Genomic DNA, 12899 nt, shown 5'->3' with positions numbered 1-12899 from the left:
TCACCCCTTCACATGGCAGGTGGTTCTACGTGCATGTAGAAGATTAGGGGAGGTCGGGCCCGAGGGAACCCTGTGCGGGCCAGAACCGTTCTCCCGGCGAAGCGGCGTGACCGACGTCCGCGAGGCACAGCAGAAGCCGAGGTGGCACCAGTGGCGATGTGGGACCGGATCAAGGACCAGGCCAAGAATCTCCAGCAGTCCCAGGGTTCGCGCGGGACCGGCGGCGGCCAGGGCCCGTACGGCGGGCACGGGCAGGGCGGGAGCCATGCCCCGGGTTCGTCCTCCGGTGGCACCAAGGCCCAGTTGATCGGGCTGTTCAAGTCCCAGCTCGCGTCGGTGAAGACGGAGTTGAAGAGCGGTGCCTACCGGGACGCCAGCATGGCGATGTGCGCGCTGGTGGCCGCGGCCGACGGGCGGGTGGAGCCGGCCGAGCGGCAGCGGGTGGAGGAGCTGATCGTCACCAACGAGGTGCTGCAGAACTTCCCGGCGGACCAGCTCCGCCAGCGCTTCAACCAGCATGTGGACCGGCTGCTGGCCGACTTCCAGGCGGGCCGGGCGGAGGCGCTCCAGGTCATCGCCAAGGCCGCGAAGAAGCCCGCCGAGGCGCGGGCGGTGATCCAGACCGGCATCGTGGTGGCGGGCGCGGACGGCCACTTCGAGCCGTCGGAGCAGAACGCGATCCGCGAGGCGTGCACCGCGCTGGGGCTCGCCCCGGCGGAGTTCGGCATCTGAGCGAACCCGCGGGCCGGGCCCGCGCCGAACCCGCGGGCCGAGCCCGCGCCGGGCCCGCCGACCGCCGCGGCCGGACCCTCCGGGGACCGGCCGCACACATTTCCTCCACGTTTCGGCCACCCTCCGATCACCCCTTCGGTAAGCTCCCGGTTGCTCCATTGGCACCACTGAGGGGGGATTTCCTCATGCGCATGCGCGCCACCCTGACGGCCACCGCCGTCGCCGCCGCGGGCACGCTCGGCCTCGTCGCCGCCGTCCCGGCCCAGGCCGCCGAGTACTCCTCGGCGCTGAAGATCAAGGGCGTGCAGTACGACGCTCCCGGCAAGGACTCCAACAAGTGCTCGGGTGGCAACACCAAGGACGAGTACCTGACGATCAAGAACTACTCGCGCACCGCGACCGTCAACCTCAAGGGGTACGTGGTCAAGGACGCCGCGGGCAACAGGTTCACGTTCAAGGCGAGCCACAAGCTGGAGCCGGGCGACTACGTCAAGCTGCGCGGCGGCCGGGGCACCGACTCCGACGCGAAGAACGTCGTGTACCGGCAGAACTGCAACTTCATATGGAACAACGACAAGGACACCATCTACGTCGTCAAGCCGTCGGGCAGCCGCGCCGATGTCCACTCGTACACCAAGAGCAAGAACGACCGGGACGGCAACGGCTACATCACGTTCCACAAGTGACCGGTCGCTTCCTTAAGGCTGTCTGAAGCCGGCCTTAAGGGAACGTAGTTGAGTGACATCCGATCCCGGTGGGCGCACTAGCGTCCGCCGGGATCATCTGTTCGCCGACCGGTCAGAGGTGTCGTACGCATGGGGTCCCACCGAGCCGCCCGCCCGTCCCGCCGCGCCGGACGCACCGCCCTGGTGCTGGGTGCCGTGGTGGTCAGCGCCGGGGCCGGGGCGACCCTGGCGGCCCTGGACGGCCGGGGCGACGGGCACGCGGACCGGGTCGCCAGCCGCGCGGACACCGCCGCTCCGACCGCCGGGGAGACACTGGACCGTACGGTCCCGGCTCCGTCGTCACCTTCTCCGTCCCCCGCGTCGTCGTCCCCGTCGGTGTCCCCGAGCCGCACGGCGAGCTCCCCGCCCGCCCGGGCGGGGAGGACCGCGCCGCGGCCGACGCGGACGGCGGCACCGACCGCGACGGCGGCACCCACCGCCACCGGATCCGCCCCGGCACCCGCGGCGACCGGCGCCGCCGCCCCGCACCCGGCCGAGAGCGCCGCCGCCCGGTCCGCCGGCCCCGAGGCGCAGGTGCTGGCGCTGGTCAACGAGGAGCGGGCGGCGGCCGGTTGCGCGCCGCTCACCGCCGACGACCGGCTCACCCGGGCGGCCGACGCCTACAGCGACGTGCTGGCGGGCAGCGGCGTGCTGTCCCACACCGGCCCCGACGGCTCCACCATGGCCTCCCGGGTGGAGGCGGCCGGTTACGCCTGGTCGGCGCTGGGCGAGAACATCGCGCGGGGCCAGGCGGACGCCGCCTCGGTGATGGAGTCCTGGATGAACAGCCCCGGCCACCGCGCCAACATACTCAACTGCTCCTTCACCCACCTCGGCGTCGGTGTGCACCCCGGCGACGGCGGCCCCTGGTGGACCCAGGACTTCGGCACCGGCCGCTGATCAGGCGGCGGCCGGTGCGGTCAGGGCGGCGAGCAGCCAGTCGTGGGCGGTGCCCGGGGTGGGCTCCGGCCGGCCGCCCGGCGGGGTGCGCACCTCGGCGACCAGCTCCCAGTACCGGTCCAGCCGGGGCTCGGCGGGCAGCCGGCCGGCCAGCAGTTCCCGGAAGCCGGGGGTGTCCCGGGTGCCGTACGCGCTCGCGTACGCGGCGACGAAGCAGTCCAGCGCCTCACCGGCGCCCGGCGCCCGGCCCCGGCGCAGCGCCACGCCCGCCAGCTCGTACGCCTCGGCCAGCCCCTCATACAGGACGGCCGCGCCCCGGGGGCCGACGGCGCGGTGGGCCTCGGGCTGGGTCTGCCGGCCGGGCGGGCAGGGGGCGCCGGTCAGGGCGTTGAGCCGGGCGAAGGCGAGCACCTGCGCCGGTGCCGGGTCCTCGGGCGGCCGGGGGACCGCCACCTCCAGGAACGCGGCGACCGCGCGGGCCGGCATCCGGGCCGGCAGCCAGCCCCGCCAGAACCGGGCCAGGGGCGCGGTGCTCGGCGGTGCCGTCACCGTGCCAATCAGGCGCAGCCGGTCGGGCCGTTCGCCGGGCGGGCACTCCTGCACCAGCCGCAGTGCCGCCTCCCGCCAGCGCAGCGCGGTGAGCTGGCCGCCGAGGGCGCTGAGGTGTCCGGCGACGGCCTCCTCCAGCGCGTCGCCGGGGCCGCCGTGCCGGTCCTGTTCGTCGAGGACGCGGCGGATCTCGGGGACGGCCAGGCCGAGCGAGCGCAGGGCGCGGATCAGCCGCAGCCGGTCCAGCGCCCCGGGGCCGTAGCGGCGGTGGCCGCCCGTGGTGCGGGAGGACTCCGGCAGCAGGCCCCGGTCGGAGTAGAAGCGGACGGTCTTGACGGTGACGCCCGCGCGTTCGGCCAGCTCACCTATGCCGTACCGGTCGTCGTACGGCGTGGTGGTCGTGCTCACTTGAACCTCCCTCAGGGGGAGTTCCTACGGTACCGGCGAGCGCGGCCGGGTGATCGGTCCGGTGCGCGGACGACGAGGTGCCGAAGGAGCGGGTCATGACGGAGTTCGTACTGGTGGGAGGCTGGTTCACCGGCACGCATGTGTGGCAGGCGACGGCCGCGGAGCTGACCGCGGCGGGGGCCGGGGCGCATCCGGTGGCGCTGACCGGGCTGGACGGCCCGCGCAAGGACGGAACCGACCTGGAGACGCATGTCGCGGACGTCCTCGCGGTGCTCGACTCGATCGGCACGGACGGCCGGGACGTGGTGCTGGTCGGGCACGACTACGGCATCCACCCGGCGGTGGCCGCCGCCGACCGGCGGCCCGGGCGGGTCGCGCGGATCGTCCACCTGGACGCGGGGCTGCCCCAGGACGGGGTGCCGGCCCTGGCGGCCGTGCCCGACCAGGCGCTGCGCGCGGAACTGGCCGGGCGGGCGGCCGACGGCGGGGTGCTGGCGCCCCCGGCGCGCGACGAGTGGCGGCGCTGGGGCAGCACCGACGGGCTGTCCGACGCGGCGCTGGACCGGCTGACCGCGCTGGCGGCGCCGCAGCCGCTGGGCACCCTGCTCCAGCCGCTGCGGCTGACCGGCGCGGCGGCGGCACTGCCCAGCACGGCGGTGCTGTGCACCCGCAACGGCGTGGGCATCGAACTGGTGCAGGCGCAGGTGGACTTCGGCGACCCGGCCCTCCAGGCGCTCGCCGATCCCCGGGTGACGTTCTTCGAACTGCCCACCGGGCACTGGCCGATGCTGTCCTGCCCCGCCGACCTGGCGCGGGTGCTGCTGCGGGCGGCGGCCGGTGAGGGGCACCGGCTGACACCGGCCGACACCGCGGAACCGCCCGCGCATCTGCGGCCGTTCCTGCTGGACGTGCCGGAGCGCCCGCGCGAGCGGACCGGACGCGTGGACCTGTACCCGGCCGACGCCGGGGAGCCGCGCCCGGCGGTGCTGTTCGTGCACGGCGGCCCGGTGCCCGCGGACGCCCGGCCGACGCCCCGGGACTGGCCGGCGCTGACCGGGTACGCCCGGTACGCGGCCGGCGAGGGGGTGGTCGCCGCCGTCCTCGACCACCGGCTGCACGACGTGTCCGACTACCCGCGGGCCGCCGAGGACGTGGCCGCCGCCGTGGACACCCTGCGGGCCGACCCCCGGGTGGACGCCGACCGGATCGCGCTGTGGTTCTTCTCCGGCGGCGGCCTGCTCGCCGCGGACTGGCTGCAGGCGCCCCCGCCGTGGCTGCGCTGCCTCGCGGCCACGTACCCGATCCTGGCGCCGCTCGCCAACTGGGGCCTGCCGGAAGGCCGGTTCCGGCCGGTCGAGGCGGTGGCCCGGGCGGGCGCCCTGCCGGTGGTCCTCACCCGGGTGGGCCGTGAGTCGCCCGAGATCGCCGCCACCGTCGAGGAGTTCCGCACCGCCGCCGGCCGGCACGGCGCCGACGTCGAGCTGATCGACGTACCGGACGCCCGGCACGCCTTCGAGACCCTCACCCGGGACGAGGCGTCACGGGAGGCGGTCCGCCACGCGATGCGGTCGGTGCTGGCCCGGCTGCGGCACTGACGGGCGCCGCCCGGGCGCGTCGGCGGGGAGCAGGCCCAGCGACTGGGCGCGCAGCACCGTGCTCACCCGGTCGCCGGTGCCGAGCTTGCGGTACAGGTGCTGTACGTGCTTGTGCACCGTGCGGACCGAGATCCGCAGCCGGGTGGCGATGGCCTTCGCCGGGAGCGCCTCGCCGAGCAGGGTGAGCACGGTCAGCTCGCGCGGGGTCAGCCCGTAGGCGCGGGCCCGGCGCGGCACGTCCTCGGCGGGCGGCGTCCGGAAGCGGGCCAGGGCCCGGTCGTGGGCGTCGACGGCGGCCAGCAGCGGCTGCGCGCGGCGCAGGTAGTCCCGGTGGGCCGGGGCGAACGGGGCGGCGCGGTAGACCACGAAGCCCCGGACCGTCCCGGCGGTCCGGGCGCTGGGCGCGGCCAGTACGTGGTCGGCGCCCAGGTACCGCCGGATCACCGAACGGGCCGGGCTGCGCCGCCACTCGGCGCCGCCGGTCACGTCCTCGGCGGTGCGCGGCACGGTGTCGGCGGTGCTGCCGTAATGGGTGATGAGCGGGTGGCGGGCGGCCACCGACCGCCGGGACAGTTCGCGCACACGGGGCCCGGTCAGGCGGGACGGGGACCAGGCCAGGGGCCGTCCCCGGCCGCCTTCGATCTCGGTGAGGGTGACCGCCGCGGCGTCGAGGTGGTCGGCCAGCGCCTCGGCGATCGCCGGCCACGGCGCGTGCGTACCGTCCTGTTCCAGGGCGTGCACGGCGAGTGCCAGCAGGCTCTCGTAGTCGCGCCGGCCCAGTGCCACGGTGCCCTCCCGTTGCGGTGTGCTCCGGGTCCCATGGTAGGGGCAGTCGCGGCTGCGTACTTGTGCGTAGGGCGGGGGTCCGGGCCGCTGCCGGGGGGTGACAATGCGTCGGGGATACGGAACGCGCGGGAACGGACGGCGGTATGCGCGGGCACACGGCGCTGCATCTGGGAGCACTCGACGATCTGCGGGTGTCGGTGGCCGGCCATCAGGGCGCCACCGTGCTGTCCCTGATCGCGGACGCCTTCGGCGGGCGGGGCCACGGGGTGCCCGCGCGGTGGCGGACGCTGGTCGCGCGGGCCGCGCCGGGCTCGGCCGGGGAGGTGCTGCGGCCGCTGTTCGACGGCGGTTGCTCGGTCGTCCCGGACTGTGTGACCCCGACCGCGAGCATGCCCGGCGGCGATGTGGCCACCCAGTGCGAGCAGCTCGCCGACCTCTCCCCCGAGGTGCTGCTCGCGGAGCTGGAGGCCGAGTTCGGGGGTGCCGTGCCCGCGCGGTGGCGGCCGGTGGTGGACCGGCCCCGGCAGTGGCTGCGGGCGTACTCGGGGGTCATCCAGGCGGTGTGGGAGGCGTTCGGCCCGGTGTGGGCGGCGGCCCGGCCACTGCTCGACCGGGAGGCGGAACGGGTGGGCGGTGCCGTGGTGCGCAACTGCGCGGACGCGGTGCTGGGCGATCTGAGCCGCCGCTTCCGGCTGACCGGCGGGACGCTGCACCTGCCGGACCCGCGGCAGGACACGTACGAGCTGGGCGGCCGGCGCCTGGTGCTGGTGCCGATCGTGTCCGGCCCCGGCACCTCGGTGTTCGCGCTGGACCGGCCGGACCTGGTGTGGATCGGGTATCCGCTGCCGGGCCTCGGCCAGTTGTGGGGCGGGCCGCCCGCCGCCGGCCCGGCCCGGGCGGACGACGCGCTGTCCCTGGTGGTCGGCGAGGTACGGGCCCGGGTGCTGCGCGCCGTGCGGGCACCGGCGCCGATGAGCGAGGTCGCCGCCCGGGTCGGCTGCACCCCCGCCAACCTCACGCACCACTGCCGCCGGCTGGAGCACGGCGGGCTCGTCGTCCGGCACCGGCAGGGCCAGTACGTCCGGCTGGCGCGCACCGAGCGCGGGGACGCCCTGGTCGACCTGCTCTCCTGACCGGCCCTGCGGTCCCGGCCGGGGAACGCCGGTGCGGGCCCTCCAGGGACCGGCGAGCACCGGCCGGACCAGGTGGTCCGCCTGCCCGGGGCCGCGCGGGCGGCGGTGACCACCACGCGCGTGTGCGGTCCGGGGCCGGTGCGTCAGCCGGCGGGGGTGTCTTCGGGGAACCAGCCGGCCGGGTCCAGGACGACCCGGCGGCCGGTGCGCGCGGCGACCGCCGCGGCGACCTCGGCCCACTGGCCGGGTGCCAGGTCGGCGGCGTCCAGGACGCGGGCGGGCGGGGAGCCGGCGCGGCGGGCGTACAGGGCGACCGGGCCGCCGGGCCGGGCGCGGCCGAACTCCAGGCCGGACAGGTGCCGCCACGGTGTCTCCAGGACCGTGCCCCAGCGTCGGGAGCCCCCGGCTCCGGTCATGACCCGCTCGACGACCAGGGCGCCCGGCTCCGCCGTCACCCGCGCCGTCGCCGAGGCCACGGTGACGGTACGGTCCCCGGTCGCGCCGGCCGCCGGTTCCGGTGACGGCGGTGCCGGGACGGAGGGTGCCTCGGGGGCCCGCAGCCGGAGGGAGAGCGGGACCAGCAGCGCCGGCAGGGTCGCCGAGGCCAGCCAGGGCAGGGGGTCGACGCCCAGCGGGGCCAGGCGGCTCGGGTGCAGACCGGTCGTCACATGGGCGTCGCCGCCGACGATCCGGACGTCGATGTCGATGCCGCCCGCCGATCCGCCGATCCCGGCGAGCGAGTAGTAGCGGCCGTACTCCGCCCAGGCGGCCTCGCCGAAGTGGACCTGGATGTGGCGGTACTCGTTGTCCAGGACGGTGCCGGGGTCGCCCTCGTGCTCCTTCCACAGGTCGTCGCAGGTGGCCGTGGCGCTGCCGGCCACGCACTTCTCGGGCAGCGGAATCCGGTCCTGCGTGCCGTACCGCATCGCGTACCCGGCGGAGTGGTGCACGGCGAACGCGACCCAGCCGAAGGCGGCGAGCGGGGCCGCCACCGCGCCCAGCAGGACCGCCAGGCGCAGCCTCCCCGGGAGCGCCCCGGTGATCCCCCCGGCGCCGCGGCGGGCCGCCGCCCGGCACAGCACGAACCAGACCGGGGCCGTCAGCAGGCACAGCAGTAGCACGCCCGCCCGGGACCAGCCGGACGGCCCCAGCACGCCGGCCAGTCCGGCCACCGCCAGCAGGGCGAAGGCCGGAGCCGGCCAGTCCTCGCGCCAGGACCACACCGCCCCGGTGCCCCCCGGTCCGTCCGGCTGTGCCATCCGCGTCGCCCCTCCCCCGCGCTGCCGCGCACCGTGCGGGGAAACTGTCGCGCGGGCCGGGGGCGTACCGCAACGACTCAAGGAAGTGTTGAAGTACGCCCCCGGCCGGACCGGGCCGGGGGCGGGCCGGCGGGGATCAGGCCAGGTCGAACCGGTCCAGGTTCATGACCTTGTCCCAGGCGGCGACGAAGTCGCGGACGAACTTCTCCTTGGCGTCGTCACTGGCGTACACCTCGGCGAGGGCGCGCAGTTCGGAGTTGGAGCCGAAGACGAGGTCGGCGCGGCTGCCCGCCCACTTGACCTCGCCGGTGGCGGCGTCCCGGCCCTCGAAGACGGTCTGGTCCTCGGTGGTCGCCCGCCAGGTGGTGCCCAGGTCGAGCAGGTTGACGAAGAAGTCGTTGGTGAGCGAGCCCGGGGTGGTGGTGAGGACGCCGAGCTGGGACCGCTGGTGGTTGGCGCCGAGCACGCGCAGACCGCCGACCAGGACCGTCATCTCGGGGGCGCTCAGCGTCAGCAGGTTGGCGCGGTCCAGCAGCAGGTACTCGGCGGGCAGCCGGCTGCCCTTGCCGAGGTAGTTGCGGAACCCGTCGGCGGTGGGCTCCAGCGCGGCGAACGACTCCACGTCGGTGTGCTCCAGCGTGGCGTCCACCCGGCCCGGCGTGAACGGCACCTCGACGGCGAACCCGGCCTCCTTGGCGGCGCGTTCCACGGCGGCGCAGCCACCGAGGACGATCAGGTCGGCCAGCGAGACCTGCCGGGCGCCGCCGGCGCCGAAGTCCCGCTGGACGCCCTCCAGGGCGGACAGGACCGCGGCGAGGCGGTCGGGGTCGTTGACCTCCCAGGTGCGCTGCGGCTCCAGGCGGATCCGGGCGCCGTTGGCACCGCCGCGCTTGTCGCTGCCGCGGAACGTGGACGCCGAGGCCCAGGCGGTGAAGACCAGGTCGGAGACGGACAGCCCGGAGTCGAGGATCTTCGCCTTGAGGACCTGGATGTCGGCGGCGCCGATCGGCTCGCCCTGCGGCTCCGGCAGCGGGTCCTGCCACAGCAGCGTCTCCTCGGGCACCTCCGGACCCAGGAACAGCGACTTCGGGCCCATGTCACGGTGGGTCAGCTTGTACCAGGCGCGGGCGAACGCCTCCTGGAACTCCTCCGGGTTCTCGTGGAAGCGGCGGGAGATCGGCTCGTAGATCGGGTCGAAGCGCAGCGCCAGGTCGGTGGTGAGCATGTTCGGCGCGATCTTCTTCGTCGCGTCGTGGGCGTGCGGCACGGTGCCCTCGCCGGCGCCGTCCTTCGGCTTCCACTGGTGGGCGCCCGCGGGGCTGCGGGTCAGCTCCCACTCGTAGCCGAAGAGGTTGTCGAAGAAGCCGTTGCTCCACCGGGTGGGCGTGGAGGTCCAGGTGACCTCCAGGCCGGAGGTGATGGTGTCCGCGCCCTTGCCGGTGCCGTGGCCGCTGCGCCAGCCCAGGCCCTGCTCCTGAAGCGGGGCGGCCTCGGGGTCGGGGCCGACGGCGTCCGCCGGGCCGGCGCCGTGGGTCTTGCCGAAGGTGTGGCCGCCGGCGATGAGGGCGACGGTCTCCTCGTCGTTCATCGCCATCCGGGCGAAGGTCTCGCGGATGTCACGGGCGGCGGCCAGCGGGTCCGGGTTGCCGTTGGGGCCCTCGGGGTTGACGTAGATCAGGCCCATCTGGACGGCGCCGAGCGGGTTCTCCAGCTCGCGGTCGCCGGTGTAGCGCTGGTCGTCGAGCCAGGTGGTCTCGGGGCCCCAGTACACGTCCTCCTCGGGCTCCCAGACGTCCTCGCGTCCGCCGCCGAAGCCGAAGGTCTTCACGCCCATCGACTCCAGGGCGACATTGCCCGCGAGGATCAGCAGGTCGGCCCAGGACAGGCTCTGGCCGTACTTCTTCTTCACCGGCCACAGCAGCCGGCGGGCCTTGTCGAGGTTGGCGTTGTCCGGCCAACTGTTCAGCGGGGCGAAGCGCTGCTGGCCGGCGCCGGCGCCGCCGCGGCCGTCGCTGATGCGGTAGGTGCCCGCGCTGTGCCAGGCCATCCGGACGATCAGCGGCCCGTAGTGGCCGAAGTCGGCCGGCCACCAGTCCTGCGGCGTGGTCAGCACCTCGGCGATGTCCCGTTTCACGGCCGGCAGGTCGAGCCTGCCGAACGCCTCGGCGTAGTCGAAGTCCGCGCCCAGCGGGTTGGCCGCCGGCGGGTTCTTCGCGAGGATCTTGAGGTTGAGGCGCTCCGGCCACCACTGGCGGTTCCCGCCGCCCTGCGTCGGGTGCGGGGCACGTGCGTGCGCGACCGGGCAGCCTCCTTCGCCCTCGGTCTTCGCATCGGTCACGATCGCGTCGTGGTTCTCGGTCATGGGCGTCCTTCCGGGGTGGATCTCGGTGCTCAGGAACGTGTGCTGGCGGAACAGTCGGGGCACAGGCCCCAGTAGGTGACCTCGGCCTCGTCGATCGTGAAACCGTGGTCCTGCGAGGCGGCCAGGCAGGGCGCGTGGCCGATCGCGCAGTCGACGTCGGCCACCGCGCCGCAGGACCGGCAGACGACGTGGTGGTGGTTGTCGCCGACCCGCCCCTCGAACCGGGCGGGGCTGCCGGCGGGTTCGATCCGGCGGACCAGTCCGGCCGCGGTCAGCGCGTGCAGCGCCTCGTAGACGGCCGGCAGGGAGATGTGGCCCACGCGCTCGCGCACCCCGGCGGCGATGGCCTCGACATCGAGGTGACCGCCGCGCCGGACGGTCTCCAGCAGCGCGACGCGGGCCGCCGTCACCCGCAGGCCGGCGCCGCGCAGTTCCTCGGCGGGCGTGGGTGGCCGGGGAGCGGTCATGGCGGTGAAACTACGCCGGAAACACGAACAGTTAAAGAGAACGAACGGTTCAAGTCAGGTGACGAACAGGGTGTCGCAGGCGGTGCGCTACATTTTGCATCGCCTTGACCGCCCGCGGTCGTTTCCCGATCCCTCACCTACGGAGCCGGCACCCCCATGAGCGACATCGTCAACGGACTCGGCCGGGCCACCGCCTACGGCGCGCTCGGTCTGGTCCTGCTGGTCCTCGGTATCGTCCTGGTCGACGTGCTGACCCCGGGGAAGCTCGGCCGGCAGATATGGGAGCAGCGCAACCGCAACGCGGCGCTGGTGCTCAGCTCCGCGCTGCTCGGCGTCGGCGGCGTGGTGTTCACCTCGATCTGGACGACGTACGACGACTTCGGCAAGGGGCTGGTGTCCACGGCGTCGTTCGGGCTGCTGGGGCTGGTGATGATGGCCGTGGCGTTCCTGGTGGTGGACGTGCTCACGCCGGGGAGGCTGGGCGAGACGCTGGTGGACCCGGAGCCGCACCCCGCGGTGTGGGTGACGGCGTCCTGCAACCTCGCGGTGTCCGCGGTGATCTCGGCGTCCATCGCCTGACCCGGCCGGCCGCCGCCCGGCCGGCGGTGCATCTCGCGCGGCACGCCGGGCACTCGTCTGGCACCCTGGCGGCAGGGCACCCTCCCGGGGAAGGACCGGCATGATCATCTTTGGCACCAAGGGCTACCTGTACCAACTGGCGATACTGACGCTGGTGTGCGGCCACTGCGGCAATCCCGCCGCGCACACGCTCCGCAAGCGCGTCACGAAGTTCACGCTGTTCTTCGTACCGCTGTTCCCGTTCTCGACGTCGTACTCGACCCAGTGCACCTTCTGCGGCGCCGAGCAGAAGGTGACCAAGGAGCAGGCCGAGCAGCTCCGGGCGCAGGCCCAGGACGGCCCCGGCGGCCAGGTGTCCGGGCAGTCCCCGCAGCAGCAGTACCGGCCCTGACCGTCAGGCCGCCCGGCCCCGGGCGCGGGCGCGGGAGCGCCGTACGAGGTCGGCGGCGGCCCCCGGCCAGGCGGGCCGGTCGAAGGTGAAGCCCGCGTCGAGGAGCCGGCCGGGCACCACGCGGCGGCTCTTGAGCAGCAGCTCGGTGTCGGACCGCAGGACGAACGCGCCGATCTCCGCCATCCACCGGGTGGCGGGCAGGCCGATGGGCATCCCCCAGGCGGCGCGCAGCTCCCGCATGAAGGCCCGCTGGGGCAGCGGCGCGGGCGCGGCCACGTTGACCGGCCCGCTGAGGTCCTCCCGGTCGATCAGGAACCCGGCGGCGCGTACGAAGTCCGTCTCGTGCACCCAGGACACGTACTGGGCGCCGCCCGCGACCGGGCCGCCGAGGCCGGTGCGCGCGAGCCGGGACAGGACGTCGAAGACCCCGCCCCGGTCGGGGCTCATCACCATCGCCGAGCGCAGCGCGACCTTGCGGGTGCGCGGGGTCGGCGCCTCCGCCAGGGCGCGCTCCCAGGCGGTGGCGATGTCCACGCTGTACGACCAGTAGCCGGGGACGCCGGGTTCCTTGCCGCCGAGCACGCCGGTCGCCTCGTCGTGGGCGGCGTCGAAGCGGTGGGCGTAGACGGTGGCGGTGCTCATCTGGAGCCAGACCCGGGGCGGTCGCGCGGCGGCGGCGACGGCTTCGCCCACCGCGCGGGTGGAGCGGACCCGCGAGTCCATCATCGCCCGCAGATTGGCCGGTGTGTAACGGCAGTTGACGCTCCGCCCGGCCAGGTTGACCACCACGTCGCTGCCGTCGACGGCGTCCGTCCAGGGGCCGGGCGTCTCGCCGTCCCAGTACACCTGGCCCGGGCCCGACGGCCGCCGGGTCAGGACGACGACGTCGTGTCCGGCGGCCGTGAACGCCCGCTCCAGGACCCGGCCCACCTGCCCGGTACCCCCGGGCATCACGATCTTCATGGGGCCTCCCCCTCTTCGTGTAAGGGGAGCCTAGCGCAGGTTTTTGAACT

At 74.9% G+C, this 12899-nt stretch carries 13 protein-coding genes; 7 read left to right on the top strand and 6 right to left on the bottom strand.

Annotated elements, in window-relative coordinates:
• Nucleotides 1–150: 150 nt before the first annotated feature.
• The 3 genes from IE316_RS13425 to IE316_RS13415 all read left to right on the top strand — a co-directional run bounded on the left by IE316_RS13425 (nucleotide 151) and on the right by IE316_RS13415 (nucleotide 2357).
• On the top strand, nucleotides 151–732 hold the full coding sequence (locus IE316_RS13425; protein WP_190204497.1) for a tellurite resistance TerB family protein: 582 nt from the start codon (nucleotides 151–153) through the stop codon (nucleotides 730–732).
• A gap of 185 nt (nucleotides 733–917) precedes the next feature.
• On the top strand, nucleotides 918–1418 hold the full coding sequence (locus tag IE316_RS13420) for a lamin tail domain-containing protein (RefSeq protein ID WP_190204496.1): 501 nt from the start codon (nucleotides 918–920) through the stop codon (nucleotides 1416–1418).
• Between the two features lie 129 nt (nucleotides 1419–1547).
• Nucleotides 1548–2357: a CAP domain-containing protein gene (locus tag IE316_RS13415; RefSeq protein ID WP_190204495.1), complete on the top strand. Its 810-nt coding sequence runs from the start codon at nucleotides 1548–1550 to the stop codon at nucleotides 2355–2357.
• Here the strand turns inward: IE316_RS13415 and IE316_RS13410 are convergent, their stop codons facing one another.
• A complete protein-coding gene (locus tag IE316_RS13410) occupies nucleotides 2358–3314 on the bottom strand; it encodes a MerR family transcriptional regulator (RefSeq protein ID WP_229910374.1) in 957 nt (318 codons plus the stop codon). It abuts the gene before it with no gap.
• Between the two features lie 95 nt (nucleotides 3315–3409).
• On the opposite strand from IE316_RS13410, the gene IE316_RS13405 reads away from it, so the two are divergent.
• On the top strand, nucleotides 3410–4909 hold the full coding sequence (locus IE316_RS13405; RefSeq protein WP_190204494.1) for an alpha/beta hydrolase: 1500 nt from the start codon (nucleotides 3410–3412) through the stop codon (nucleotides 4907–4909).
• On the opposite strand, the gene IE316_RS13400 is transcribed toward IE316_RS13405, so the two are convergent.
• Complete coding sequence (locus IE316_RS13400; RefSeq protein WP_190204493.1) at nucleotides 4853–5695, bottom strand: helix-turn-helix transcriptional regulator; 843 nt, start codon at nucleotides 5693–5695, stop codon at nucleotides 4853–4855. The two genes, IE316_RS13405 and IE316_RS13400, sit on opposite strands and share 57 nt — an antisense overlap.
• 143 nt (nucleotides 5696–5838) lie before the next feature.
• On the opposite strand from IE316_RS13400, the gene IE316_RS13395 reads away from it, so the two are divergent.
• Complete coding sequence (locus tag IE316_RS13395; protein WP_190204492.1) at nucleotides 5839–6828, top strand: winged helix-turn-helix domain-containing protein; 990 nt, start codon at nucleotides 5839–5841, stop codon at nucleotides 6826–6828.
• 143 nt (nucleotides 6829–6971) lie between these two features.
• Here the strand turns inward: IE316_RS13395 and IE316_RS13390 are convergent, their stop codons facing one another.
• The 3 genes from IE316_RS13390 to IE316_RS13380 form a co-directional block, all read right to left on the bottom strand.
• The gene (locus IE316_RS13390) at nucleotides 6972–8087 is read right to left on the bottom strand and encodes a hypothetical protein (RefSeq protein ID WP_190204491.1); all 1116 of its coding nucleotides are present in this window, start codon (nucleotides 8085–8087) and stop codon (nucleotides 6972–6974) included.
• Between the two features lie 136 nt (nucleotides 8088–8223).
• Nucleotides 8224–10449: a catalase/peroxidase HPI gene (gene katG / locus IE316_RS13385; protein ID WP_190204490.1), complete on the bottom strand. Its 2226-nt coding sequence runs from the start codon at nucleotides 10447–10449 to the stop codon at nucleotides 8224–8226.
• A 29-nt stretch (nucleotides 10450–10478) separates the two neighbouring features.
• Nucleotides 10479–10916, bottom strand: coding sequence for a Fur family transcriptional regulator (locus tag IE316_RS13380; protein WP_190204489.1), 438 nt, complete (start codon nucleotides 10914–10916; stop codon nucleotides 10479–10481).
• Nucleotides 10917–11072: 156 nt separating this feature from the next.
• Here IE316_RS13380 and IE316_RS13375 point away from each other — a divergent pair, with 156 nt between their 5' ends.
• On the top strand, nucleotides 11073–11495 hold the full coding sequence (locus IE316_RS13375; protein WP_190204488.1) for a DUF350 domain-containing protein: 423 nt from the start codon (nucleotides 11073–11075) through the stop codon (nucleotides 11493–11495).
• Nucleotides 11496–11595: 100 nt separating this feature from the next.
• Nucleotides 11596–11886 (top strand): zinc-ribbon domain-containing protein, encoded by a 291-nt coding sequence (locus IE316_RS13370; RefSeq protein ID WP_190204487.1) that lies wholly within the window; start codon nucleotides 11596–11598, stop codon nucleotides 11884–11886.
• Nucleotides 11887–11889: 3 nt separating this feature from the next.
• Here IE316_RS13370 and IE316_RS13365 read toward each other — a convergent pair whose 3' ends face one another.
• Entirely contained in the window at nucleotides 11890–12849 is a 960-nt protein-coding gene (locus tag IE316_RS13365; protein WP_190204486.1) for a DUF1731 domain-containing protein, read from the bottom strand.
• Between the last annotated feature and the right edge of the window lie 50 nt (nucleotides 12850–12899).

This window comes from Streptomyces fumanus (assembly GCF_014655295.1).
In the GTDB taxonomy this organism is placed as follows: Bacteria; Actinomycetota; Actinomycetes; order Streptomycetales; family Streptomycetaceae; genus Streptomyces; species Streptomyces fumanus.
The sequence above is the reverse complement of the archived record's forward strand: the minus strand, read 5'-3'. Positions and strand labels throughout refer to the sequence as shown.

Coding starts and splice junctions, on each gene's coding strand:
- IE316_RS13375 (WP_190204488.1), top strand. CDS start 11,073: ATGAGCGACATCGTCAACGGACTCGGCCGGGCCACCGCCTACGGCGCG.
- IE316_RS13405 (WP_190204494.1), top strand. CDS start 3,410: ATGACGGAGTTCGTACTGGTGGGAGGCTGGTTCACCGGCACGCATGTG.
- IE316_RS13370 (WP_190204487.1), top strand. CDS start 11,596: ATGATCATCTTTGGCACCAAGGGCTACCTGTACCAACTGGCGATACTG.
- IE316_RS13415 (WP_190204495.1), top strand. CDS start 1,548: ATGGGGTCCCACCGAGCCGCCCGCCCGTCCCGCCGCGCCGGACGCACC.
- IE316_RS13365 (WP_190204486.1), bottom strand. CDS start 12,849: ATGAAGATCGTGATGCCCGGGGGTACCGGGCAGGTGGGCCGGGTCCTG.
- katG (WP_190204490.1), bottom strand. CDS start 10,449: ATGACCGAGAACCACGACGCGATCGTGACCGATGCGAAGACCGAGGGC.
- IE316_RS13390 (WP_190204491.1), bottom strand. CDS start 8,087: ATGGCACAGCCGGACGGACCGGGGGGCACCGGGGCGGTGTGGTCCTGG.
- IE316_RS13420 (WP_190204496.1), top strand. CDS start 918: ATGCGCATGCGCGCCACCCTGACGGCCACCGCCGTCGCCGCCGCGGGC.
- IE316_RS13395 (WP_190204492.1), top strand. CDS start 5,839: ATGCGCGGGCACACGGCGCTGCATCTGGGAGCACTCGACGATCTGCGG.
- IE316_RS13380 (WP_190204489.1), bottom strand. CDS start 10,916: ATGACCGCTCCCCGGCCACCCACGCCCGCCGAGGAACTGCGCGGCGCC.